Source organism: Mycobacterium sp. KBS0706 (assembly GCF_005938675.2).
Classification (GTDB): domain Bacteria; phylum Pseudomonadota; class Alphaproteobacteria; order DSM-16000; family Inquilinaceae; genus Inquilinus.
On the sequence record NZ_VCCH02000063.1, the window covers coordinates 26,260 to 48,814 of the forward strand.

At 69.8% G+C, this 22,555-nt stretch carries 24 protein-coding genes; 10 read left to right on the forward strand and 14 right to left on the reverse strand.

Annotated features, from left to right (window positions below):
- The first annotated feature begins 24 nt into the window (after positions 1-24).
- The 3 genes from FFK22_RS28015 to FFK22_RS28025 all read left to right on the forward strand — a co-directional run bounded on the left by FFK22_RS28015 (position 25) and on the right by FFK22_RS28025 (position 3,494).
- On the forward strand, positions 25-792 hold the full coding sequence (locus FFK22_RS28015) for a sugar phosphate isomerase/epimerase (protein ID WP_138890539.1): 768 nt from the start codon (positions 25-27) through the stop codon (positions 790-792).
- Between the two features lie 22 nt (positions 793-814).
- The gene (locus tag FFK22_RS28020; RefSeq protein WP_138890540.1) at positions 815-1,966 is read left to right on the forward strand and encodes a Gfo/Idh/MocA family protein; all 1,152 of its coding nucleotides are present in this window, start codon (positions 815-817) and stop codon (positions 1,964-1,966) included.
- Positions 1,967-2,102: 136 nt separating this feature from the next.
- Positions 2,103-3,494, forward strand: coding sequence for an FAD-binding oxidoreductase (locus FFK22_RS28025; protein ID WP_138890541.1), 1,392 nt, complete (start codon positions 2,103-2,105; stop codon positions 3,492-3,494).
- A 109-nt stretch (positions 3,495-3,603) separates the two neighbouring features.
- On the opposite strand, the gene FFK22_RS28030 is transcribed toward FFK22_RS28025, so the two are convergent.
- From FFK22_RS28030 to FFK22_RS28050, 5 genes are all read right to left on the reverse strand, one after another.
- On the reverse strand, positions 3,604-4,332 hold the full coding sequence (locus tag FFK22_RS28030) for a class I SAM-dependent methyltransferase (protein ID WP_138890542.1): 729 nt from the start codon (positions 4,330-4,332) through the stop codon (positions 3,604-3,606).
- Positions 4,333-4,383: 51 nt separating this feature from the next.
- On the reverse strand, positions 4,384-4,710 hold the full coding sequence (locus FFK22_RS28035; protein ID WP_138890543.1) for an NIPSNAP family protein: 327 nt from the start codon (positions 4,708-4,710) through the stop codon (positions 4,384-4,386).
- Positions 4,711-4,792: 82 nt separating this feature from the next.
- Entirely contained in the window at positions 4,793-6,208 is a 1,416-nt protein-coding gene (der, locus tag FFK22_RS28040) for a ribosome biogenesis GTPase Der (RefSeq protein ID WP_138890544.1), read from the reverse strand.
- 16 nt (positions 6,209-6,224) lie between these two features.
- Positions 6,225-7,547, reverse strand: coding sequence for a PQQ-binding-like beta-propeller repeat protein (locus tag FFK22_RS28045; RefSeq protein WP_138890545.1), 1,323 nt, complete (start codon positions 7,545-7,547; stop codon positions 6,225-6,227).
- Positions 7,548-7,558: 11 nt separating this feature from the next.
- Positions 7,559-8,200: a tetratricopeptide repeat protein gene (locus tag FFK22_RS28050; protein WP_138890546.1), complete on the reverse strand. Its 642-nt coding sequence runs from the start codon at positions 8,198-8,200 to the stop codon at positions 7,559-7,561.
- Between the two features lie 232 nt (positions 8,201-8,432).
- On the opposite strand from FFK22_RS28050, the gene FFK22_RS43250 reads away from it, so the two are divergent.
- Entirely contained in the window at positions 8,433-8,765 is a 333-nt protein-coding gene (locus FFK22_RS43250; RefSeq protein ID WP_186002693.1) for a DUF2794 domain-containing protein, read from the forward strand.
- Positions 8,766-8,799: 34 nt separating this feature from the next.
- A complete protein-coding gene (locus FFK22_RS28060) occupies positions 8,800-9,567 on the forward strand; it encodes an SDR family NAD(P)-dependent oxidoreductase (protein ID WP_138890548.1) in 768 nt (255 codons plus the stop codon).
- A gap of 266 nt (positions 9,568-9,833) precedes the next feature.
- Here FFK22_RS28060 and FFK22_RS28065 read toward each other — a convergent pair whose 3' ends face one another.
- The 5 genes from FFK22_RS28065 to FFK22_RS28085 all read right to left on the reverse strand — a co-directional run bounded on the left by FFK22_RS28065 (position 9,834) and on the right by FFK22_RS28085 (position 14,756).
- Positions 9,834-10,847, reverse strand: coding sequence for a carbohydrate kinase family protein (locus FFK22_RS28065; RefSeq protein ID WP_138890549.1), 1,014 nt, complete (start codon positions 10,845-10,847; stop codon positions 9,834-9,836).
- A gap of 1 nt (position 10,848) precedes the next feature.
- Entirely contained in the window at positions 10,849-11,871 is a 1,023-nt protein-coding gene (locus FFK22_RS28070; RefSeq protein WP_138890550.1) for a hypothetical protein, read from the reverse strand.
- A 43-nt stretch (positions 11,872-11,914) separates the two neighbouring features.
- Positions 11,915-12,703, reverse strand: a complete 789-nt coding sequence (locus tag FFK22_RS28075) for an ATP-binding cassette domain-containing protein (protein WP_138890551.1) — start codon at positions 12,701-12,703, stop codon at positions 11,915-11,917.
- On the reverse strand, positions 12,700-13,674 hold the full coding sequence (locus tag FFK22_RS28080) for an ABC transporter permease (RefSeq protein ID WP_138890552.1): 975 nt from the start codon (positions 13,672-13,674) through the stop codon (positions 12,700-12,702). The genes FFK22_RS28075 and FFK22_RS28080 overlap by 4 nt, the downstream gene beginning before the upstream one ends.
- Before the next feature lie 68 nt (positions 13,675-13,742).
- Positions 13,743-14,756: a substrate-binding domain-containing protein gene (locus FFK22_RS28085; RefSeq protein ID WP_138890553.1), complete on the reverse strand. Its 1,014-nt coding sequence runs from the start codon at positions 14,754-14,756 to the stop codon at positions 13,743-13,745.
- Positions 14,757-14,917: 161 nt separating this feature from the next.
- Here FFK22_RS28085 and FFK22_RS28090 point away from each other — a divergent pair, with 161 nt between their 5' ends.
- The 4 genes from FFK22_RS28090 (at position 14,918) to FFK22_RS28105 (ending at position 18,540) form a co-directional block, all read left to right on the forward strand.
- A complete protein-coding gene (locus tag FFK22_RS28090; RefSeq protein ID WP_221938913.1) occupies positions 14,918-16,117 on the forward strand; it encodes an ROK family transcriptional regulator in 1,200 nt (399 codons plus the stop codon).
- Positions 16,118-16,221: 104 nt separating this feature from the next.
- A complete protein-coding gene (locus tag FFK22_RS28095) occupies positions 16,222-17,148 on the forward strand; it encodes an AraC family transcriptional regulator (RefSeq protein ID WP_306770182.1) in 927 nt (308 codons plus the stop codon).
- A 90-nt stretch (positions 17,149-17,238) separates the two neighbouring features.
- Entirely contained in the window at positions 17,239-18,123 is an 885-nt protein-coding gene (locus tag FFK22_RS28100; protein WP_138890567.1) for a VOC family protein, read from the forward strand.
- Positions 18,124-18,150: 27 nt separating this feature from the next.
- Positions 18,151-18,540 carry a putative quinol monooxygenase gene (locus FFK22_RS28105; RefSeq protein WP_221938914.1) on the forward strand — a complete coding sequence of 130 codons (390 nt, stop codon included), beginning with the start codon at positions 18,151-18,153 and terminating at the stop codon, positions 18,538-18,540.
- Here FFK22_RS28105 and FFK22_RS28110 read toward each other — a convergent pair.
- The 4 genes from FFK22_RS28110 to FFK22_RS28125 are packed head-to-tail and all read right to left on the reverse strand — an operon-like array spanning position 18,503 to position 21,482.
- On the reverse strand, positions 18,503-18,904 hold the full coding sequence (locus tag FFK22_RS28110; RefSeq protein ID WP_138890557.1) for a VOC family protein: 402 nt from the start codon (positions 18,902-18,904) through the stop codon (positions 18,503-18,505). The genes FFK22_RS28105 and FFK22_RS28110 overlap by 38 nt on opposite strands.
- Before the next feature lie 17 nt (positions 18,905-18,921).
- Positions 18,922-20,280, reverse strand: a complete 1,359-nt coding sequence (locus tag FFK22_RS28115) for an ATP-binding protein (protein ID WP_138890558.1) — start codon at positions 20,278-20,280, stop codon at positions 18,922-18,924.
- A complete protein-coding gene (locus FFK22_RS28120; RefSeq protein ID WP_221938915.1) occupies positions 20,277-20,975 on the reverse strand; it encodes a response regulator in 699 nt (232 codons plus the stop codon). The genes FFK22_RS28115 and FFK22_RS28120 overlap by 4 nt, the downstream gene beginning before the upstream one ends.
- A gap of 6 nt (positions 20,976-20,981) precedes the next feature.
- The gene (locus tag FFK22_RS28125) at positions 20,982-21,482 is read right to left on the reverse strand and encodes a MarR family winged helix-turn-helix transcriptional regulator (RefSeq protein WP_221938916.1); all 501 of its coding nucleotides are present in this window, start codon (positions 21,480-21,482) and stop codon (positions 20,982-20,984) included.
- Positions 21,483-21,580: 98 nt separating this feature from the next.
- Here FFK22_RS28125 and FFK22_RS28130 point away from each other — a divergent pair, with 98 nt between their 5' ends.
- Positions 21,581-22,474 (forward strand): branched-chain amino acid aminotransferase, encoded by an 894-nt coding sequence (locus FFK22_RS28130; protein ID WP_138890560.1) that lies wholly within the window; start codon positions 21,581-21,583, stop codon positions 22,472-22,474.
- Positions 22,475-22,555: the final 81 nt, after the last annotated feature.

Below are 22,555 nucleotides of genomic sequence, written 5' to 3' on the forward strand. Positions count from 1 at the left end.
CGGCTTCAAACCCCAGAGGAAGCGATGTCCACTCCGGATGTGATCTCCATCCAGCTCTACAGCCTCCGCAACTATGGCGACCTCGACAAGCAGCTCGACGCCGTGGCCGCCGCCGGCTACCGCCATGTCGAGACGATCCAGTCGCATTTCGACGATGCCGCCGGCACCCGGCGGAAGCTCGACAGCCGCGGCCTGACCGCGTCCTCCGGCCATATCGGCCTGCCGGCGCTGCGCGAGCGGCTGGACTGGGTGGTCGCGGGCGCCAAGGCCGTCGGCCTGACCCAGCTGTTCATGCCGGCGCTGCCGGCCGACGAGCGCAAGGGCGACGCCGCCCGCTGGCACCAGGCCGGGCAGGAGCTCGGTGAGTTCGCCGCGAAGCTGGCCGACAAGGGCATCAAGCTCGGCTACCACAACCATCATTGGGAGCTGGAGGCGATGGCGGATGGCCGGCCGGCGCTGGCGCATTTCTTCGACGGCGCCAACGGCCATCCGCTGACCTGGCAGGTCGACGTCGCCTGGCTGGCGCGCGGCGGGGCCAACCCGTCCGAGTGGCTGGTGAAGGAGAAGGCGCGGGTGGCCTCGGCCCATGTCAAGGACATTGCCCCGGCCGGCCAGAAGACCGACGAGGATGGCTGGACCGATGTCGGCACCGGCACGCTCGACTGGCCGCGGCTGTGGCGCGAATGCCGGGCGGCGGGCGCCGAGTGGATGGTGGTCGAGCACGACAATCCCAAGCACCCCGACGCCTTCGCCAAGGCCAGCTTCGACTTCCTCAAGGCCCTGCCGGCCTGACCGACCCTCGGAGACTCCATCCATGACCCCCGTCACCCTCGGCATCATCGGCTGCGGCAACATCAGCGACGCCTATTTCCGTGGCGCCGCCGGCTCCAGCCTGGTGCGAGTCAAGGCCTGCGCCGACCTGCGGCGCGAGGCCGCCGAAGCCAAGGCCCAGCAATACGGCGTCGCCGCGCTCACGGTCGATGATCTGCTGGCCGACCCGGAGATCGAGATCGTCATCAACCTGACCGTGCCGCTGGTCCATGCCGCGGTCGGGCTGCAGATCATCGCCGCAGGCAAGCACGTCTATTCCGAGAAGCCGCTGGCGGCGACGCTGGCCGACGCCCGCGCTTTGGCCCAGGCAGCGGCCACGGCCGGGCTGCGCATCGGCTGCGCCCCCGACACCTTCCTCGGCGGCGCCCACCAGGCCTGCCGCCGGGTGATCGACGAAGGCCGCATCGGCCAGGTGGTCGGCGGCGCCGCCGCGGTGATCTCGCGCGGCATGGAGAGCTGGCACCCGAACCCGGAGTTCTTCTTCAAGCCGGGCGGCGGGCCGATCCTCGACATCGGGCCGTACTACGTCACCCAGCTGATCAACCTGCTCGGGCCGGTGAAGCGGGTGGCGGCGGTCGCCACCAAGGGCTACCCGACCCGCAAGGTCACCAGCGAGCCTTTGGCCGGCCAGATCATCCAGGTCGAGGTGCCGACCACGGTCAACGGCGTGCTGGAATTCGAGAGCGGTGCCAACATCTCGCTGACCGCCTCCTGGGACGTGTGGAAGAACAAGCGCATCCCGTTCGAGATCTACGGCACCGAGGGCTCGCTGCTGGTGCCCGACCCGAACTTCTTCGGCGGCGCGCCGCAGATCACCGACCAGGGCGGCGACTGGCAGGATGTCGACATCGCGGCGCATCCCTTCGGCGTGCCGAACCGGCCGCTGAAGGACGGCCGGTCGGTGGCCGACTACCGCATCATCGGCGCGCTCGACATGGCGATCGCGATCCGCGAGGGCCGGCCGCACCGCGCCTCGGGCGACCTGGCGCTGCACGCGCTCGAGGTGATGGAGGCGTTCAGCCGCTCCTCGACCGAGGGCCGCCACGTCACCATCGAGAGCGTCTGCCAGCGGCCGGAGCCGGTGCCGCTGGGCACCGACGAGTCGGTCTTCGTCACGGCGCGCAAGGCGGCGTAGGTCGCTTTATCGTCGATAACCCCCTCTCCCTGCGGGAGGGGGTTAGGGGGAGGGGGTTTGCGCCGAAAGAACCGGCTCCGGCCTTGATCCGGCCGCGCGCCCCCGCCATTCTCGGCCGTCACCGACCGGGACCGCCATGACCGCCCTCGACGCCGCTTTCCTCGCCCGCCTCGACGCGCTGCTCGGCCCGGGCGGGGTCGCACGCGCCGAAGCCCTGGTCGGCGTCGATCCCGGCTATCACCCCGACAACCTCGCAGCCGGCCTCCAGGCCTCGCCCCGCACCGTGGACGAGGCCTCGGCGGTGCTGGCGCTGTGCCACGAGGCGGGCGTCGCCGTCGTGCCGCATGGCGGCCGCACCGGCCTGGTCGGTGGCGGCGCCTCGCAGCCGGGGCAGATCGTGCTCAGCACCCGCCGGCTCGACCGCATCGTCGAGATCGACACTGCCGCGCGCCTTGCCGTGGTCGAGGCCGGGGCGACGCTGCAGCAGCTGCAGGAGGCGGCGGCCGAGCATGGCCTGACCCCCGGCATCGACCTCGCCGCCCGCGGCTCCGCCACCATTGGCGGGCTGATCGCGACCAATGCCGGCGGCATCGAGGCGTTCCGCCGCGGCACCATGCGCCACCGGGTGCTGGGCCTGGAATTCCTGGGCGCCGACGGCACCGTCGTCTCCGACCTGGTGCGGGTGCTGAAGAACAACACCGGCTACGACCTGAAAGACCTGATCGCCGGTTCGGAGGGCACGCTCGGCATCGTCACCCAGGCCGTGATCCGGCTGGAGCGGCTGGTACAGCCGGTGGCGACGGCGCTGGTCGCCTGCGCCTCGGCCGAGGCGGCGCTGACCGTGGCCGAGCGGCTGCGCGACCGCTTCCCCGGCCGGCTGCGGGCACTGGAGATCCTGTGGCACGCCTATGCCGAGACCGTGGCGCAGGAGCATGGCGTGGCCCTGGCCGGCTTCGGCCTCGACCCGGCACCGGTCTATCTGCTGACCGAGGCCGAGCAGGACCCGGACATCGACATCGCCGCGGCGATGGAGGCGGAGATCGGGGCGCTGTGGGAGGAGGGGCCGGTGACCGGCGCGGCCCTGGCGCAGAACGAGCGGCAGCGCGAGATGTTCTGGCGCATCCGCGACGATTCCGACGCGGTCAGCCGGCCCTGCCCGGACGCCAAGACCTTCGACGTCTCGGTGCCGCTGTCGGGGCTGCCCGCCTATGTCGAGCGGATCCGCTCGGACCTGGCCGCGACGTTCTCGCCGGCGATGCGGGTCTATGTCTTCGGCCATCTCGCCGACGGCAACCTGCACGTCATGGTCGGCGACCGGCCGGAAGGGTCGGAGGCGCGGATCGAGGCGATCCTCTATGACGGCCTGGCCGATTCCGGCGGCTCGTTCTCCGCCGAGCACGGCATCGGGCTGGAGAAGCAGGACGCCTTCCGCCGCTACGGCGACCCGGCCCGGCGGGCGGCGATGGCGGCGATCAAGGCGGCGCTGGACCCGAAGGGGATTCTCAATCCCGGGAAGATCTTGGGATAATCGCCTGTTTTCGTTAATTTTTTGTCATGCCCGGGCTTGACCCGGGCATCCGGAAACTGTCGACATCTTCTGGATTGCCGGGTCAAGCCCGGCAATGAGGGGGAGGCCGTCACGCGAGCGGCCGGGCCTTCAGCCACAGGAACAGCGGCAGCCGCATCCATTGCTGCAGCCGGTCGCTGCCCTCGGGGTGGTCCGGCTGCGGCTCGCGGATCGAGGTGATGGCGAGGCCGGCCGCCTCCAGCGCCGCGGCATAGGCCTCCAGCGGCTGCGACCAGCCGGCGAAGTCCATGCGCAGCCCGTCGCGCTCCTCGCTGCCCTCGAAGCGCTCGCGGCCGTAATAGCTGCCCTCGAAGATGAAGGGCGCGTCCGGCTCCGGCCCGGCGAAGCGGCCGCGGTCGCGAAACGGATGGACCAGCGACACCATCAGCGTGCCGCCCGGCCGCAGCACGCGCCGGACCTCGCGCAGCGCGCCCGGCACGTCCTCGACATCCATCAGCATGTTGTAGGCGACCCCCAGGTCGAAGCGGCCATCCGCGAAGGGCAGGGCGGCGGCGTCGGCCACCGCGTACTCCTGCGCCGATCCGGCTTCGGCCGCGATCTCCACCAGCTCGGCCACGGTGTCGGCGGCGGTGACGCGCCAGCCCAGCGCCGTCAGCTCGCGCGACACCCGGCCCTCGCCGCAGCCGAGGTCCAGCGCCTCGCCCGAGCCGCGGCCGAGATAGCCGGTCAGCGCGTCGCGATAGGCCCAGAAGGCGTCGTGGCCGGGCTTCCGCGCCCAGGCCGTCCAGTCCCGGGCGACGCGGGCCCAGTGCTCCCGGTCGGTCGAAGTCTTGGTCATGACGGGCCTCCGGCAGGCGGGGAGGGCGGCCGAACCCGGCCGCCCTGCCGGCTACTTGACCTTGGAGAACGCCGTCGGCTTCAGGATGGCGTTGGTGATGTAGGACACGATCGGGCCGTCGCGCTCGGTTCCGGCGCGCTTTTCCAGCCATTCCGGATCGGTGGCGAAGGCGGTCCATTTCTGCTCCCGCTCGGCCAGCGACTCCCATTCCAGCAGGTAGTACAGGGCCTGGTTGCTCTCGCCGATCTCGACCGTCCAGAAGCCGGCCTGGCGGATGCCGAAGCGCTCCCAGATCTTCAGGGTGATGGTGTCGAAGCGGTTCAGCAGCGCCGGCAGCTTGCCCGGCTCGCAGTGATAGACGCGCAGCTCGTGAATCATTCCGATCTCCTCCCGCAGGGGAGGGGACTCTGGCCTCGCCGCGTCCCGATTGCAATCGTCCGGCAAAAAAAGCCGGCGCCGCTCAACCCTTGTCGGCGTAGGGGTTCTTCGGCTGGCGCAGCATCATCCGGATCGGCACGCCGGCCAGGGCGAAGCTGTCGCGCAGCCCGTTCACCAGGTAGCGCAGATAGCTGTCCGGGAACTCCTCGGCCTGGGACACGAACAGCGCGAAGGTCGGCGGCCGACCCTTGACCTGGGTGATGTAGCGGATCTTCAGGCGGCGGCCGCGCACCAGCGGCGGCGGATGCGCCTCCAGCATCGCCGGCAGCCAGCGGTTGAGCGGGCCGGTGCGCACCCGTCGGTTCCACACCTTGTGGATGTCCAGCACCGCGTCCATCAGCTTGTCCAGCTTCTGGCCGCGCAGGGCGGAGACGGTGACGGTCGGCACGCCGCGCACTTGCGGCATCGAGGTCTGCAGCTTGTCGCTCAGCTGCCGCAGCGCCGCCGCATGGTCCTCGACCGTGTCCCATTTGTTGATCGCGATGACCAAAGCGCGGCCTTCCTCGATCACGTGCCGGGCGATGGTCAGGTCCTGCTTGTCCATGATCGCGCCGGCGTCCAGCAGCAGCACGCAGACATGGGCCAGCCGGATCGTCTCCAGCGTGTCGCCGACCGACATGAACTCGACCTTGTCGTCGACCTTGTCGATCCGGGCCTTGCGCCGCAGCCCGGCGGTGTCGACCAGGTGGATCGCCTGGCCGCGCCAGGTCCAGTCGACGCCGATGGCGTCGCGGGTGATGCCGGCCTCCGGCCCGGTCAGCACCCGCTCCTCGTCCAGCAGGGCGTTCATCAGGGTCGACTTGCCGACATTCGGGCGGCCGATGATGGCCAGGCGGATCGGCCGGGCCAGGTCGCGCTCCGGATCGACCGTGTCGCCCTCGCCCTCCTCCTCCGGCATCGGGGCGTCGTCACCGTCGTCGAAGGCCCCGGTGTCCTCGTCCTCGGCCGGCATCAGCGGCCGCAGCGCGTCGACCAGGTCGACCAGCCCCTCGCCATGCGCGGCGGAGACGGCGATCGGCTCGCCCAGGCCCAGCGACCAGGCCTCGTGCAGCCCGGCCTCGGCGGCGCGGCCCTCGCATTTGTTGGCCAGCAGCAGCACCTTGCCGCCCTGGCGCCGCAGCCATTGCGCGAAGTGCTTGTCCAGCGGCGTCACCCCGGCGCGGGCGTCGATCAGCATCAGCGCGACATCGGCCTCGCGCAGCGCCGCCTCGGTCTGCTGCCGCATCCGTGCCTCGAGGCTGTCGTCGAACGCCTCCTCCAGGCCGGCGGTGTCGATCACCCGGAAGCTCAGATCCGCCAGCCGGCCCTCGCCGATGCGCCGGTCGCGCGTCACCCCCGGCGTGTCGTCGACCAAGGCCATGCGCTTGCCGACCAGCCGGTTGAACAGCGTCGACTTGCCGACATTCGGCCGGCCGATGATGGCGAGGGTAAAGGGCATGTGTGCTCGGGACTGCTCAGCGATAGGCGGTCAGCGTGCCGCCGGTGCCGACAATATACAGGGTTCCGTCGGCGACCACCGGGGTGATCCGCGTCGCGTCGGTCTCGAAATGGCCGGTGACCTCGCCGGTCTTGGGCGAGACCAGAACGCCGTTGCCGGTCGAGGAAGCCAGGACCAGCGTGTCGCCGGCCAGCACCGGGCCGGTCCAGGTGATCGGGCCTTCCTTGTCCTCGGGATCGGTCCAGCGCTCCAGCTCGCGGGTCCAGCGCACCTTGCCGGTGTTGCGAGCCAGCGCCACCACGACGCCGTCATTGGAGACCAGATAGACGGTGTCGCCGGCCACCCAGGGCATCTGGGTGCCGCTGATCGGCTGCTCCCAGACCGTGATGCCGGAGCGCATGTCGATGCCGACCGCCTGGTTGCCGTGGCTGACCGCGACCACCAGTTCGCCGTCGATCGCCGGCAGGGCGGTGATGTCGGCCAGGCCGGCCAGGGCGCCCGCGGCGCGCGCGGCGCCGCCGCCGACGCTGGCCGACCACACCGGCCGGCCGTTCTCGATGCGCAGGCCGTACAGCTCGCCCGAGGAATAGGGCACCACCACCACGCCGGCATCGACCGCGGCGCTGCCGCCGCCGAGCAGGGCGGAGGCTTCGGTGATGCCGCTGTGGTTCCACACCTCGGTGCCGGTCTTGGCGTCCAGCACCTCGGTCTGGTTGTCGACGGTGATGGTGACGACGCGGCCCTGGGTCACGGTCGGCGCGCCGCGCACCGGCCCGGCCAGCTTGCTGCGCCAGATCAGGCCGCCATTGGTCGGGTCGACCGCCACCGCCTCGCCGAAGCCGGTGGTGGCGTAGACCGTGCCGTCGGCATAGGCGGCGCCGCCGCCGATCGGCACGCTGTCCTGCTCCGGATCCGCCACCCGCACCCGCCAGTAGGAGCGGCCGGTGGCGGCGTCGAGCGCGTTCAGCCGGCCGGAAGCGTCGGTGATGTAGACCTTGCCGTCGGCGATCACCGGGCCGGTCAGCAGCGCCGTGCTGCTGCTGTCGCCGCTGCCGATGCTGCTGCTCCAGGCCCGCTGGAACGGGATCTTCAGCGCCAGGTTGCCGTTGACGTGGTTCACCGCGCCGCCCGGGTTGCGCCAGTCGGGGTTGGTGCGCACCGCCGGCAGCACGGCCGGCTGCCCGGCATCGGCCGCCGGCTCCAGCCCCTGGGTGCGGCTGATCACCGCGATCCGTTCGCCCGGCAGCGGGGTCTTGGCGTCCTTGAACCAGCTGCAGGCGCTGAGGAACCCGGCGAGCGCGAGAATGGAGATCCGGGGCAGCAGGTGGCGTCGCCGCATGGCGTGGTCCCTCAATTGCTCGAAATGCTGAGGAGCTGGTCGGCCCGGCTGCGCACGCCGGGGGGCGCGACGGGGTCCTTCGACAGCGCCTCGAAGATCTCGCGGGCCTTGGCCGCATCCTTCTGGCGCAGGGCCAGCAGGCCCTGCAGCTCGCGCGCCGAGCTGCGCCAGGGCGCACCGTCGGCGGCCAGCGGCGCCAGCTCGTCGTTCAGCGCCGCGGGGTCGCCGTCGTCGAGCCGGGCCATGACCGAATAGAGGCGGGCGAGGTCGCGCACCACCGAATTGACGCCGCTGTCGCCGGCGATCTGCTGGTAGATCTTGCCGGCCTCGTCGCGCTTGCCGGCGTCGAGCGCGGCGCGCGCCTCCAGCAGGTGGGCCAGGGCGGCGCGGTCGGCGCTGCTGTCGGCGGCGACGGCGGCGTAGATCGAGGCGGCGTTCTGCGGATCGGCCGCAGCCTGCTGCTGGGCGTCGGCCAGCGCCTTGGTCTGCGACTGCGCCTGGCTCTGGCTGTAGCTGCGCCAGCCGACGAAGGCTGCGGTGCCGAGGACGATCGCGACCGCGCCCGCGATGATCAGCGTGCCGTGGCGGTTCCAGATCGCCTTGACGCGATCCTCGCGCAGGGCTTCGTCGACTTCGCGGAAGATATCGGTCATTCACAGGGTTCCGAACAGGGCGCCGCCTCGGCCGGGCGTCGCGGCCGAGCCGCCTTACCTAGACGATTGGTTCCGGGAAGACAATCCAGCGGTGTGGCGGCGATATGGCGATGTGTGGCGGCGGGGCGATCCGGCCGTTCCTGCGGTCGCAGCGAGTCTGTCTGGACGCGGCGCCGGATTTGTCCAACACTCCCGTCACCGACTCAACGATGTCGAGGCGTCCCGTCGGCGCATGTCGCAGGTTTTCGATCTCTCCCAGATACGGCGCCGCCGCGGGCGCGTCTATTTCAACCGCGGCGAACTCGGTCAGCTGCTCGGCCTCTATTTCGATCGCGTCGCCGCCGGCGAATGGCGCGACTACGCGATCGACCACGGCGTCGGCATCGCCGTGTTCAGCGTGTTCCGGCACAGCCACGACCGGCCGCTCTATGGCATCGCCAAGGTGCTGGCCGCGCAGGGGACGGAATACTGCGTCTATGAGGGCCGGCACCGGCTCCGTCGCAGCCACACCCTGGCCGAGGCGCTGGAGATGTTCGAGCGCAAGCTGACGCTGGTCCGAGAGTGACCCCCGAGTCCCTATTCCTTATCCAGGCGGCATCATGACCGACTTCGCCTTCTATCCCAGCCTGCAGGACCGCGCCGTGCTGGTCACCGGCGGCGGCTCCGGCATCGGCGCCGCCCTGGTCGAGCATTTCGTCCGCCAGAACAGCCGGGTGGTGTTCTGCGACATCGACGCGGAGTCGTCGCGGGCGCTGGCCGAGCGGCTGGCGGGGGAGGGGCTGGCGGCCCCGGCCTTCCTGCCCTGCGACCTGCGCGACATCGACGCGCTGCGCGCCATGGTGCGGGCGGCGGAGGCGGCGGTCGGGCCGATCCGGGTGCTGGTCAACAATGCCGGCCACGACCAGCGCCACAGCATCGACGAGGTGACGCCGGAATACTGGGACGACCGGCTGGCGGTGAACCTGAAGCACCAGTTCTTCGCCGTGCAGGCGGTGCGGCCGGCGATGCGCGATGCCGGCGGCGGGTCGGTGATCAATTTCGGCTCGATCTCCTGGCGCGCCGGGATGGGCGGCATGCCGGCCTACACCACGGCCAAGGCGGCGATCGAGGGCCTGACCCGCAGCCTGGCGCGCGACCTCGGGGTCGAGGGCATCCGGGTCAACTGCGTGCTGCCCGGCGCGGTCCGGACCGAGCGGCAGGTCAAGCTCTGGTACACGCCGGAATACGTCGAGCGGATCATGGCGTCGCAATGCCTGAAGGGCTTCGTCGAGCCGGAGGACATCGCCCGCATGGTTGCCTTCCTGGCCTCCGATGACGCCCGGATGTGCACCAGCCAGACCTATGTCGTCGACGGCGGCTGGATCTGAGGGATCATCCGATCGTGCTACCGGCACGGCCGTCTGATGGCGGACCCGAAGCTTCCGGTGCCCACGGACTTTAACGTCCGCTGCGCGCCGGTTCTCGAAACCACCACCAGCCGGCTCACGCCGACGCAGTCTCGAACGAGCTCTGACGAGTTAGGCCAGACGCGAAAGCAGGTTGGGTTCGCGAAGCGAACCCGCAATCCTATCGGCCGGTGTGGCGGCGGGAGGCTGGGTTCGGAAGGCGAACCCAGCCTACGCAGTGGGCTTGCCTAAGCCGTGGGCTTGAACCCCGCCCTCTCTCCATAGGCGAAGCACTCTTCCGCCGAAGGGATCGCCCGCGACGTGCTGTACGAACCCAAGCTGAGCGCCGCGACGCAGACACCCAGCCGCAGCCCTTTCTCCACCGGCCAGCCCTCGTGCAGGCCCAGCATGACGCCGGAGGCCAGGGCGTCGCCGGCGCCGTTGGTGCTCTTGACCTTGTCCGGCGGCACCCAGGCCGCACCCTGGCGCCAGAAGCGTCCGTCGCGGTCGGCGGCGACCACCCCCTCCGGGAAATGCACCACCGCCAGGGTCGACACGCCCATGCGGATCAGCGCCGCCGCCGCCGCCTCGACCAGGGCCCAGTCGGGCCGGCCGCCGCGATGGGTCTCGACGCCGGTCAGCGCCGTCGCCTCCAGCTCGTTGATGATGATGCTGTCGAGCAGCGGCAGGCAGGGCACGGTCAGGTCGCGAAGCCGGTCGCCGGCCACCCCGACCAGCTCCAGATTGGTGCGGTGGCCCGAGGCGCGGGCGCGGGCCAGCACCTCGGTGAAGCCGTTGCCGTTGCCATGCGGCGCGTCCATCCGGGCATGCACCCCGGGCGAGCCGACATGGAAGATCTTGGCGGTCGATCCCGCCAGGTCGAAATGCTCGGGCGAGAGCAGGGCGTTGACCCCCTCCTGGTAGAAGAAGGTCCGCCGACCGCCCTCGGCCACGATCATCACGTCGGTGTAGGCGGTGCGCCCGCCCGGCAGCACCGCGATCCGGCCGGCGCCGACGCCATGGTCGCGGCAGACGTCGAGCGCCAATCGGCCATAGGCGTCGTCGCCGACCACGCCCACCACCTCGATCGGGAAGGGGGCGCCCAGGCGGGCGAGGTCGATCGCCATGTTGAAGCCCGGGCCGCCGGAATCCGGCGTCTCCTCCACGATCTTGGCGACGTGCTCCTGCGGCGGGAACCGGTCGATGACCTTGTTGACGTCGATGCAGATCGTGCCGCCGCAGATGATGCCGGACCGCTCCATCTCAGCCCTGCTTCAGCACGGCTTCGGTGGTCTGCACGTCGTCGGCCAGCGGCCGCAGCGGGGTGATGCCCTGCTTCTGCAGCTCGCCGTGATAGGCGCGCACCGCCTCCTCCGGCGCGATCGTGCCGTCGGCCACCTGGCGCATGAAGCTCACCATCGCCAGCGGCGATTCCGCCAGGTTGATCTTGCGGCCGAACAGGGCGACGCGGGCGCCGTATTTCTCGGCCTGGTGCAGCAGCTCGAAGCAGTCGCGGGTGGTGCCGGCGCCGCCGCCCAGCACGCCGACGATCAGGCTGGAATCGAAGCTGGCCAGCTCCTCCAGCGCCTTCGGGCCGTTGAAGGGAATCTTCAGGAATTGCGGCCGGTCGGCCTTCATCACCCCGGCCAGGCAGCGCAGGATGCAGTCGTTCAGGTAATGCGGCTGCAACTCCGGGTCGATGCCGCTCGAGACGTTCGGGTTGAACACCTCGAAGAAGTAGTTGAAGCCGTTGGCGGCGCAGTCGGCGCGAAATTCGGCGAAGGCCTCCAGCGACCGGATGTCGGAATCGAGGTCGTTGTTGAAGGTGACGGAGTAGAGGCCGAGATCGGTGCCGGTGACCGGCGCCTTCGGATCGGGCGCGGTGCCGCCATGCCTCACCCGCGGCAGCAGGGCCGAGCGGAACGGCCGCGAGGGCTGTTTGGGGTAGGAGCAGCCGCGCACCACCCAGACATCGGTGGTGTCGTTGGCGCGGATCGCCGGCTTGACGCGGCTGTTGCGGAAGGTGCCGCTCTCGACCAGCCGCTCCAGGTTCGAGGCCGAGACCAGCATGATGTCGACAATGTCCTGCTCCACCACCTGGCGGATGGTGTCCAGGAACTCGTCGCGGGTGCGGTAGCGGGTCCAACTGCCGTCCGGCGCGCGCTTCGGGCCGGTCGAGGTCAGGCTCGGCCCCATGTCGCCGTCCTTGGCGTCGGCGATGATGAAGTCGCTGCGCTTGTACTGTCCGGCGCGGATGCGGGCCAGCTTCTCGTCCAGGCGGGTCATGCTCTGTCTCTCGTGTTTCGGTCAGGGGAAGGGAAAACGGGGGTCATGCGGCCGGCTCGCCGTTGGGAGCCGGCTGGTCGCCCGGCATCGCCCCGGTCATGATCGCCACCACCTCGGCCATGCTGTGGCGCTGCGGCGAGGTCACGGCGACGCGGCGGCCCAGGCGCATGACATGGATGCGGTCGGCGACCTCGAACACATTCGGCATGTTGTGGCTGATCAGGACGACCGGCAGGCCGCGGTCGCGGATGGTGCGGATCAGGTCCAGCACCTGGCCGGTCTCGCGCACGCCCAGCGCCGCCGTCGGCTCGTCCATGATCACCAGCTTGCGGGCGAACACGGCGGCGCGGGCGACGGCGACGCCCTGGCGCTGGCCGCCGGACAGGCTTTCGACCGCATGGGTGATCGAGGGCAGGCGGAAGCGCAGCTCGTCCATGTGGCGCTGCGCCTCGCTGCGCATCCGCGGCTTGTCGAGCAGCCGCAGCCAGCGGCCGAGCGGCCCGGGCCGGCGCAACTCGCGCCCCAGATACAGGTTGGCGGCGATGTCCAGCGCCGGGGCCACGGCCAGGTCCTGGTACACCGTCTCGATGCCGCGGCGGCGGGCGTCCAGCGGGCCATGGAACCGCACCGGCTGGCCGTCCAGCAGCACCTCACCCTCATCGGGCGTGACGGCGCCGGACAGCACCTTGATCAGGGTCGACTTGCCGGCGCCGTTGTCGCCGATCACCGCCAGCACCTCGCCATCGCGCAGCTCGAAATCGACGCCGCCCAGCGCGGTGACATGGCCGTAGCGCTTGACCACGCCGCGGGCCTCGAGGACGGTCGCGGTCATACCCGCCTCCATCGCGACAACTGGTCCAGCGCGACTGCGGCGATGACCAGGACGCCGGTGACCAGGTCCTGCCACAGCGGGTCGATGCCGATCAGGGTCAGGCCGTTGCGCAGCACGCCGACGATCAGCACGCCGATCAGCGTGCCGATCAGGCTGCCGCGGCCGCCGAACAGGCTGGTGCCGCCGATCACGACGGCGGTGATGCTGTCCAGATTGGCGTTCTGCATCGCGTTGGGGTCGGCGTTCGGGATCCGCCCCAGCGCCAGCCAGGCGCCGATGCCGTACAGGAACGCCGCGAACAGGTAGACCGACAGCAGTCGGCGCTGCACAGGGATGCCGACCAGCCGCGCCGCTTCCGGGCTGTTGCCGATGGCGTAGACATGCTTGCCCCAGGCGGTCTGATTCAGCAGGTACCAGACCAGCCCGTAGAGGCCGAGCATGATGATGATGCCGTAGGTGATCACGGCGCCGCCCAGGCGCAGCGTGTTGCCGGTCCAGGCCAGCAGGTCGTCCATCACCGGGAAGGCGCCGCCGCCGGAGAACAGCCGGGTGGCGGCGGTGACGATGCCGAGCAGGCCGAGCGTGACGATGAAGGGCGGCAGCTTCAGCCGGCTGACCAGCGTGCCGGTAATGAGGCCGACCAGGCTGCACAGCCCGATCGCCAGCAGCAGCGAGGGCAGGGCGGCGTAGCCTTCATCCACCAGCTTGCCGGCGACGATGGTGCCCAGCACGGCGACGGCGCCGGTGGCGAGGTCGATGCCAGCGGTCAGGATCACCAGCGTCTGGCCGATCGCCAGCGTGCCGATGATCACCGATTGCTGCGCGATCAGCGACAGGTTGCCCGGGGTCAGGAAACGGTCGCTCATCGCCGTGAACACGGCGGCGAAGGCCACCAGCACGATGAGCGGGCCGAGCGGCGGGGTGGTCAGCACCCGCGCCGCCCGCCCGATCCAGGACGAGGAAGGGGCCATCGCTCTCTCGTTCGGGAGGACCGAGGGATGGGCGGGCCCGCTACGGCCCGCCCGGCTCGCGCTGGTCGTCAGCCCCAGCAGTTCTTCTCACCGAATTCGAGATCCTTCGAATCCAGCCCCGGCAGCGGCTTGCCGGTGATCAGGAAGGAGCCGGTGTTGACGAAGCCGGTCGGCTTCTTGCCGCTCTTGGCGTACTCCGCCACGGCGTCGACGCCCATCTGCGCCATCTTGTAGGGGAACTGCATCACCGTCGCGGCGACGCGCCCGTCCTTGACGTATTTGACGCCCAGGCAGCCGCCGTCGATCGAGGTGACGACGACGTCGTCGGTCTTGCCGGCCGCCTTGATCGCGGCATAGGCGCCCTGCGCCGCGGGCTCGTTGATGGTGTAGACGACGTTGATGTCGGGATGGGCCGACAGCAGGTTCTCCATCGCCGTCTGGCCCTTGTCCTGGGCGCCGTTGGTGTTCTGCTTGCCGACGATCATGGCGTCGCCCTCGGCGATGCCGAAGCCCTTGAGGAAGCCGTCATGGCGGAAGGTGTCGACCGTGCCGCCGGGCGTGCCGTCCAGCATCGCCAGCTTCGGCGCCTTGTCGCCCAGCGCCTTGCGGGCGTACTGGCCCTGCTGCACCCCGGCCTCGAAATTGTCGGTGGCGAAGGTGGCGTCGACCGCGTCGGCCGGGTCGGTCGCGGTGTCCAGCGCGATCACCAGGATGCCGGCATCGCGCGCCTTCTTGACCGCGCCGAGCACGCCGGTCGAGTTGTTCGGGGTGATCAGGATGCCCTTGGCGCCGGCGCTGATCAGGTCCTCGATCGCGGCCACCTGGCCCTCATTGTCGCCGTCGAACTTGCCGGCGCGGGCGATCAGCTTCAGGCCCTTGGCCTTGGCCTCCGCCTCGGCGGCCTGGCGCATCTTGACGAAGAACGGGTTGACCTCGGTCTTGGTGACCAGGCCGACGATGGCCTCCTGCGCCATCGCCGCGGTGCTGCCGGCGGCCAGGGCCAGCCCAATGGCACCGGCGGCGAGCAGGCCGGCGAGGCGGCGGGATCTCGGAGCAAGCGCAGATCTGTGCGATCGGATCATCGCGGTTTCCTCCTGTTTGCGGGCGGGCGCTTCTGCGGCGCCGGCCCTGCGCATTGGCCGGACGATTGTCCGACATCGGAACGATAGATCGGACTTTTGATCGGAGTCAATCCGATGATCTGGACCTTTTGACTGGAAAAGAGCATTAATCGGCGATGGCCATGTCAGACCCCGAGATCCACGCCCTAGGCACCGCTGGCGCCGGCCATGTGCTGTCGCTGATCTTGTCCGGCCAGGCGCGGTCGCGGGCCGACCTCGCCCGCATCTCCGACCTGTCCCGTGCCACCATCACCCAGCGCCTCGGCGTGCTGTTCGAGGCCGGGCTGCTGCAGGAGGCGGAGGAGACGCAGGCCAGCGGCGGCCGCCCGGCCCGGGTGCTGAAGCTGAACCAGGGCTTCGGCGTGGTGCTGGCGGCGGATGTCGGCGAGAGCCGGATCCGGGTCGCCGCGACCGATCTCGGGCCGACTGTGCTCGCGGAGCGGCTCGGGGATCTCGACGTCGGCAGCGGGCCCGTGCCGATCCTGACCTGGATCGCACAGCAGTTCCGCGACCTGCTGGCGGAGACCGGCCGGCCGGCGTCGGAGGTTCTGGGCATCGGGTTGTGCCTGCCGGCCCCGGTCGACCATGCCGCCGGGCGGGTCATGGGGCCGTCGGTGATGACCGGCTGGGACGATTTCGACATCCCGGGCTGGTTCGCGTCCGACTATGCGGCACCGGTGCTGGCCGAGAACGACGTCCGGCTGCGCACCCTGACCGAGCACCAACAATTCTGGCCGGAGGAGCGGCAGCTGGTCTACATCAAGGCCGGCACCGGCATCGGCAGCGGCATCGTCACCGAGGGCCGGATGCATCGTGGCGCCCGCGGCGCGGCGGGCGACATCGGCCACATCCAGCTGCGCGACGCCGAGGCGCCGCTGTGCCGCTGCGGCAAGCTGGGCTGCGTCGAGGCCTATGCCGCCGGCTGGGCGATCGCCCGCGACCTGCGGGCCCAGGGCTTCGAGGCGCGGGACGCGCGCGACGTGATGGATCTGGTCGGGCGCAACCGGCCGGAGGCGGTCAGCCTGGTGCGCCGGGCCGGCCGGGTGCTGGGCGAGGTCGCGGCCGATGTGGTCAGCGTGCTGAACCCCAACGTCATCGTGGTCGGGGGGACCCTGTCCGAGGCGGGCGAGCACCTGCTGGCCGGGGTCCGCGAATTCGTCTACCAGCGCTGCCTGCCGCTGGCGACGCGCGACCTGACCATCGTCGCCGCCCGCGCCGGCGAGCTGGCCGGGCTGCTGGGCGCGGCCCGGCTGGTGGTCGACACCCGGCTGCAGCCGCAGGCGGTCGACCGCCTGATCGCGGAGCGACGGACGGCGGGCTGAGCACAGCTCGGCATGACTGGCCGCGCAAGTTGCCGAGGTGGCAGCTTTCCCTCATGCTGTCAGATATGCGAAGGGCGCACGCTCGGGGGGGCGCTGCCGTGCGGATGACCGATGAGGGGGCCAGGACCTACGCGAAGGGCCGCATTCTCCTGTCGTCTGAGGGCAGGGGCTGGCGCGGCATCTCCGCCGAACTGCGGTCTCACCCTGCCGGCGAAAGGCCGGCGAATGTCCTTTCCGTCACCGAGATTGCCGTCATGGTCCGCGGCACGGCGGTCGTGACCCGGCAAGCAGAAGGTGTTCGGCAACACATCGTCACGTCTTCCGGCACGATCGGGCTGTCGCCCGCCAGCGTGCGCGAAGATTACAAGCGCGTAGAAACAGACATCGACGAGATGCTGCACATCTATCTCTCGCCAAGCCCGTTCGCAGCTCTTGCCAAACACACGTCGGAAAGCTTCGACGCGGCGTCGGTGAGATACGATGCGGGCTTCAGGGATCCCCTCATCGAGCAGATCGCGGCCGAGATCCTCGGCGAATTGCGGTTCGAAACCTCCTGTGGGGACCTGCTGGTCGAGACGTTGGCCGACGTGCTCGCGGTGCGGCTGCTCAACAACTACTCCAGCATCGGCGCTGGCCACCGCCGTGCATCCCGGCGATCAAGAGGGCTGGATGCGCGTCGGCTTCAGCGGGTCACCGAATATATTGATGCGAATCTGCAGAAGGAGATCACGGTCGACGCACTCGCTTCGGCGGCCTCACTCAGCCGTTTCCATTTCTCGCGAATGTTCAAAGTGACGACCGGGCAATCGCCGAGCCGCTTCATCGGACAGCGGCGGCTGGATCTGGCCAAATCGCGCCTGGTGCAGGGGGCATCGATCGCCCAGGTCGCGTTCGATTGCGGGTTTTCCTCGGAATCGAACTTCATCCGGTCATTCCGCAGGGCGACGGGCCTCACCCCGGGGCAGCACCGAGATCGCGTTCCTGCTTCCATTCGTTGCCGGCCTGGATGGTTCCAACACAGCACGCCGTGAATGGAAAACAGCACGGCGGGAGAACGCCATGCACGGACAGCGATCTATGATCCGACCGATCAGCGCGGAATCGCAGAGACGGAGGCAATCATGGCCGGCGAACCCAATGGCGATAACGGATTTGCAGACCCTGACCGCCGCGACGTTCTGCGCGCCGCGGGTGCTGCCGCGATCGGTGGAGTGGCCGTCGCGGCCCAGGCGGCGAGGTCTCCTGCCTTGGCCCAGTCCGCCGACGGCTCAAAGCCGAGCGGCGCGGCGGGAACGCGCGATCAGGCACTGCTCGGCGCCCGGCTCCAGGGCGTGCAGCACTTCGGCCTCACGGTCCAGAACATGGACCGCGCCTTCGCGTTCTACACCGAGGTGCTCGGCGGCACCGAGGTGATGCGCGACGGGGATTTCCACGGCGAGAAGATCCACAACACCCTGCTGACCGATCAGGAGATCGTCGCCCGGGAGCGGGGAGTCAATCCGCGCACCATCGGGGTGCCCGACCTGAGGGACGGCGGGCAGCGCCTCGACGTGCGCTTCGTGCAGTTCGACAATGTCGTGATCGAGCTGCTGCAGTACCGCGACGCCCAGCAGACGATGGGCAGCGGGGACAGCTGGGCCGAGCCGCGGGACCATATGAGCCCGGCTTATCCGCGGTCGATGCACATCTGCTTCTACATCCGCGACGATGTCGACTTTAACAAATTCATCCACGACCTGGAGGCAGAGTCGGCGCGCCGCGGCATGACCCAGGTGAAGGCCAACCGCGTGATCACGGTGACGTCGGAACAGGAGCGCCTGGCGGCGCCGCTCGACGCCAACACCAACAGGATCACGGAAGGCAAATCGAACGGATGGTCCCTGATCTATTGCAAAGGGCCGGAGGGCGAGCAGCTCGAGTTCGTTCAGGCGCTCGGGCCCGTGAAGCAGACCTTCGAGGATGCCATGGCAGCCCGCCGACGCATGCTCGCGGCCGCAGCGGAGTGACCAGCCATGTCCAGGACGATGCGTCCCGTGCTTGCGGGCCTTGCCTGCGTCGCCGGCGTGACTTCGGCGATGGCGCAGGAGGGACCTGGCAAGGGCTATTCGCAGGTGCCGCAAGGCGCCTACTCGGTCGTGGCGGAGGTGCGGGCAAAGCCCGGCAAGGAAGCCGAGCTGCGCGCCGCCACGCTGCCGCTTGTCGCACTGGTCCGGAGCGATCCGAAGAATTTCGTCTACTTCCTTCAGGAAGACCGCGCGGCGCCGGGGCACTTCATCTTCTACGAGATCTTCGCCGATCGGGCCGATTTCGAGGCCCACAACGCCATGCCCTATGTGAAGGAGTGGTTCGCCAAGCTGCCCGACCTCGCCGATGGCGGCGTCAAGGTCATGACGATGGAGATCCTTGCGGGACCTCCAGGCTAGCCACGCAGAACTGATTGCCCTCGGGGTCGGACATCACCGTGTAGCGCTCGGCCTCACGCTGGACCTTGGCGCCGAGCGCCAGTAGGCGTCGCACCTCCGCCGGCCGGTCGGATGCGGCGATGTCGAGATGGACGCGGTTGTTGCTGTAGTCCCGCGTCGGGACCTGGTGGAAGCACAGGCTCGGCCCCGGCCCGTCGACCAGGACGACGGGGTCGGTCTCCGGTGTCAGGCCCAGCGCGGCCAGCCGGTCGATCTCCGCCTGGTCGTAGGGCCGCACGGCATAGCCGTCGAGCGCCGCGGCCCAGAACCGGGCCTGGGCCGGCGCCTGCCGGCTCTCGAACACGATCTCCCGCAGCCGTCCCATCGGGCGCCCTCCTTGAGTCAGAGCGGCAGGCGCACCGTGCAGCGCAGCCCGCCCATCGGCGAGGTCGACAGCACCAGGTCGCCGCCATGCCGGCGCGCCACGTCGCGGGCGATGGCGAGGCCGAGGCCGGTGCCGCCGGTCTCCTGGTTGCGCGATTCATCCAGCCGGACGAAGGGCTTCATCGCCTCCTCGCGCTGGTTCGGCGGAATGCCGGGGCCGTCATCGTCCACCACCAGGGCGACGGCGCTGTCGTCCTGGACCACGGACAGCCAGACGTGCTGGGCATGGCGCCGCGCATTGGACAGCAGATTCGCCAGGCAGCGCCGCAGCGCCTCGCGCCGCAGCGGCAGGATGTGGCTCTCCGGGGCGTCGAAGGCGATGTCGGCGCCCTCCCGCCGGGCCGCCACCACCACCTCCTCGAGGAAGGCGGCGAGGTCGGTCGGCGTCGCCTCTTCGGTGCCTTCTCCCCGGGCAAAGGAGAGATAGGCGTCGATCATCTGCCGCATCTCCTCGACATCGTTGCGCAGCTCGTCGATGTCCGGCCCGTCGCCGAGCATGGCCAGCTGCAGCTTCATCCGGGTCAAGGGGGTGCGCAGGTCGTGGCTGACCCCGGCCAGCATCTCGGTGCGCTGCTGGATCTGGCGGCGGATGCGGTCGCGCATCTCGATGAAGGCCTCGGAAGCCTGGCGGATCTCCTCCGCCCCATGCGGCCGGAACCCCGGCATGTCGCGGCCCTTGCCGAAGCGGTCGGCGGCGATCGCCAGCCGCCGGATCGGGCGCAGCTGGTTGCGCATGAAGATGATGGCGACGGCCGACAGGATCACCGTCGACCCGATCATCGACAGATAGAACAGGTTGGTGGTGAAGCTGGACAGCCGCTTCGACGGCACCTCGACCGTCAGCACGCCGGCCGGCAGCTGCATGCGGACGACATCGGTGTCGTTGTCCGTATCGGAGAGGATGGTGAAGTCGTAGGGCTGCGACGCGCGCATGGCCCGGGCGAGGGCGCGCTGGCCTTCGTCCAGCGCATCGCTGCCGGTCGGCCCCAGCTCGACGCCGGGATCGAAGCCGTAGATCAGCCCGGTGTTGCGCTGTGCCCGCAGGAACACGGCGCCGCGGGCGATGGGTGTCATGCCCCCCGAGATCTCGTCGATGGTCAGGCCGATCTCGCCGGAGACGGTGCGGGCCATCGTCGTGGTGATCACGTCGATATGGCGGCCGAAGAAGACATAGGTCGAGATCGCCTGGGCCAGGATCATCGGGGTGACGATGATCACCAGCGCCCGGCCGAACAGGGTGCGCGGCAGGAACCGCTTGATCCGTGCCCGCAGCCGGAGGGGTGTGGACAGCCGGGGCAAAGCGGGGGAGGGCATCATCCGTCGGGTCTCAGCACATAGCCTTCGCCGCGCACGGTGTGGAGATAGCGGGGCAGGCGCGGGTCGGGCTCGATCTTACGCCGAAGCCGCGTCACCTGCACGTCGACCGCCCGCACGCCGCCATCGACCGTGCCGGATTCGGTCAGCGCCTCGCGCGACACGGTCTCGCCGGCATGCTGGGCCAGGATGCGCAGCAGGTTCTCCTCGCCGGTGGTCAGGCGCACGCGCTCGCCCTCCTGCAGCAATTCGCCGCGCTCGATGTCGAAGCTGAAGGCGCCGAGCCGGATGGTGCCGGCGGCCCGCGGCGGCGGCGGCGCCAGGCGGCGCAGGATGCTGTTGATGCGCAGCACCAGCTCGCGCGGCTCGAACGGCTTCGGCAGGTAGTCGTCGGCGCCGCTCTCAAGCCCGGCGATGCGGTCCTCCGGCTCGCCGCGGGCGGTCAGCAGCAGGATCGGCGTGCTCATCCGCTGGCGCAGGTCGGCGGTCAGCTGCAGCCCGGTCTCGCCCGGCATCATCACGTCCAGGACCAGGAGGTCGAAGGCGATCGCCGCCAGCTTCTCCCGCGCATCCGCGGCATCGACCGCGGCGGTCACCAGGAAGCCGTTCTCCACCAGGTATTTGCGCAGCAGCTCGCGGACGCGGCGGTCGTCCTCGACGACCAGGATGTGGGCGGGCTCGTCGGCGGTCATGGTCATGGGCTTCTACCGGCTGGCGACGCGGGGGGCGGGGACCGGAGCGTCCGGCTCCTCCTCCATCACCGCCGGCTCGCTCAGCGCGATCAGCCCCTCCAGCACCTTGCGGAAGCCGTCCACGGCCTCGGCCCCGGCGCTGCGATAGGCCTGGCCGATCAGCCGGCGCTGGCTCTCGAACAGCTGGCGCTCCAGCACGGCGCCCGTGTCGGTCAGGGTCAGCAGGCGCTGGCGCCGGTCGCGCTGGCCCTGCTGCTGCTCGACATAGCCGCGCTCGACCAGGTCGTTCAGGACTCGGCCCAGGCTCTGCTTGGTGATGCGCAGGATCGCCAGCAGCGCACTGACCGTGATCTCCGGATGCCGCCCGATGAAATAAAGCGCACGGTGATGGGCCCGGCCGAGACCCAGGGTTGCGAGCAGCGCATCGGGCTCGGCAGTGAAGCCGCGATAGGCGTAGAATAGCAACTCGATGCCTTGGCGGATCTCCTCCTCGCGGAGGAAGAGCGGATTCACGGGCGATTTTATGTCAGCCATGTTGACTTGTTTTGACCCCGAATGTTACCGCTCACGGTCCGACGGCGATACAAATGACAATGCGGGAAAGGCCCATCATGTCGACGACTCCCTTCCATGACCGTGACGGCTGGATATGGATGGACGGCAAGCTGGTCGAATGGCGTAGCGCCAACATCCACGTCCTGACTCATGGCCTACACTATGCCAGTTCCGTGTTCGAAGGGGAGCGGGCTTACAACGGCCGGATCTTCAAGGGCACGGAGCACTCGAAGCGGCTGGAGTTCTCGGCGACCACGCTCGGCATGAAGCTGCCCTACAGCACGGCGGAGCTGGATGCGGCAAAGGCACTGACCCTCGAGAAGAACGGTCTGACCGACGCCTATCTGCGCCCGGTCGCCTGGCGCGGGTCGGAGATGATGGGCGTGTCGGCCCAGGCCAACACCATCCATGTCGCCATCGCGGTGTGGGAATGGCCGAGCTACTTCTCGGCCGAGGCCAAGATGAAGGGCATCCGCCTGACCCTGTCCGACTGGCGCCGCCCGTCGCCGGACTCGGCCCCGGTGCATGCCAAGGCGGCCGGCCTGTACATGATCTGCACCCTGGCCAAGCACAAGGCCGAGGCCGCGGGCTACCAGGACGCGCTGATGTACGACTACCGCGGCTATGTCGCGGAGGCGACCGGCGCCAATGTCTTCATCGCCATCGACGGCAAGCTGCACACCCCGACCGCCGACTGCTTCCTGAACGGCCTCACCCGCCAGACCGCGATCGAGCTGGCCCGCCGCAACGGCATCGAGGTGATCGAGCGGCACATCCAGCCGGAGGAGCTGGCCAAGGGGACCGAGGTGTTCCTGACCGGCACCGCGGCCGAGATCACCCCGGTCGGCGAGATCGGCGCGCATCGCTTCACCCCGGGCCAGATCTGCAAGACCATGATGGACGCCTACTCGGCCGAGGTCCGCAAGGAGCCGAAGGCCGCCGCGGCCTGAGGCTGCGCTGAACCAGGACAGGGGCGCGTCTCGGAAGCGGGACGCGCCCCTTTTCGATTCCAAGACCATCAGCCTACGCCG

Coding starts and splice junctions, on each gene's coding strand:
- FFK22_RS28110 (WP_138890557.1), bottom strand. CDS start 18,904: ATGGGACGGCTGCGGGAGATCGTGTTCGAGAGCCGGCAGGCGCCGGCC.
- FFK22_RS28065 (WP_138890549.1), bottom strand. CDS start 10,847: ATGGAGCGGTCCGGCATCATCTGCGGCGGCACGATCTGCATCGACGTC.
- FFK22_RS28070 (WP_138890550.1), bottom strand. CDS start 11,871: ATGACCCGCCTGGACGAGAAGCTGGCCCGCATCCGCGCCGGACAGTAC.
- FFK22_RS28095 (WP_306770182.1), top strand. CDS start 16,222: ATGACCGATGAGGGGGCCAGGACCTACGCGAAGGGCCGCATTCTCCTG.
- FFK22_RS28060 (WP_138890548.1), top strand. CDS start 8,800: ATGACCGACTTCGCCTTCTATCCCAGCCTGCAGGACCGCGCCGTGCTG.
- FFK22_RS28035 (WP_138890543.1), bottom strand. CDS start 4,710: ATGATTCACGAGCTGCGCGTCTATCACTGCGAGCCGGGCAAGCTGCCG.
- der (WP_138890544.1), bottom strand. CDS start 6,208: ATGCCCTTTACCCTCGCCATCATCGGCCGGCCGAATGTCGGCAAGTCG.
- FFK22_RS28115 (WP_138890558.1), bottom strand. CDS start 20,280: ATGATGCCCTCCCCCGCTTTGCCCCGGCTGTCCACACCCCTCCGGCTG.
- FFK22_RS28120 (WP_221938915.1), bottom strand. CDS start 20,975: ATGACCATGACCGCCGACGAGCCCGCCCACATCCTGGTCGTCGAGGAC.
- FFK22_RS28075 (WP_138890551.1), bottom strand. CDS start 12,703: ATGACCGCGACCGTCCTCGAGGCCCGCGGCGTGGTCAAGCGCTACGGC.
- FFK22_RS28025 (WP_138890541.1), top strand. CDS start 2,103: ATGACCGCCCTCGACGCCGCTTTCCTCGCCCGCCTCGACGCGCTGCTC.
- FFK22_RS28030 (WP_138890542.1), bottom strand. CDS start 4,332: ATGACCAAGACTTCGACCGACCGGGAGCACTGGGCCCGCGTCGCCCGG.
- FFK22_RS28020 (WP_138890540.1), top strand. CDS start 815: ATGACCCCCGTCACCCTCGGCATCATCGGCTGCGGCAACATCAGCGAC.
- FFK22_RS43250 (WP_186002693.1), top strand. CDS start 8,433: ATGTCGCAGGTTTTCGATCTCTCCCAGATACGGCGCCGCCGCGGGCGC.
- FFK22_RS28090 (WP_221938913.1), top strand. CDS start 14,918: ATGTCAGACCCCGAGATCCACGCCCTAGGCACCGCTGGCGCCGGCCAT.
- FFK22_RS28015 (WP_138890539.1), top strand. CDS start 25: ATGTCCACTCCGGATGTGATCTCCATCCAGCTCTACAGCCTCCGCAAC.
- FFK22_RS28130 (WP_138890560.1), top strand. CDS start 21,581: ATGTCGACGACTCCCTTCCATGACCGTGACGGCTGGATATGGATGGAC.
- FFK22_RS28085 (WP_138890553.1), bottom strand. CDS start 14,756: ATGATCCGATCGCACAGATCTGCGCTTGCTCCGAGATCCCGCCGCCTC.
- FFK22_RS28080 (WP_138890552.1), bottom strand. CDS start 13,674: ATGGCCCCTTCCTCGTCCTGGATCGGGCGGGCGGCGCGGGTGCTGACC.
- FFK22_RS28050 (WP_138890546.1), bottom strand. CDS start 8,200: ATGACCGATATCTTCCGCGAAGTCGACGAAGCCCTGCGCGAGGATCGC.
- FFK22_RS28100 (WP_138890567.1), top strand. CDS start 17,239: ATGGCCGGCGAACCCAATGGCGATAACGGATTTGCAGACCCTGACCGC.
- FFK22_RS28045 (WP_138890545.1), bottom strand. CDS start 7,547: ATGCGGCGACGCCACCTGCTGCCCCGGATCTCCATTCTCGCGCTCGCC.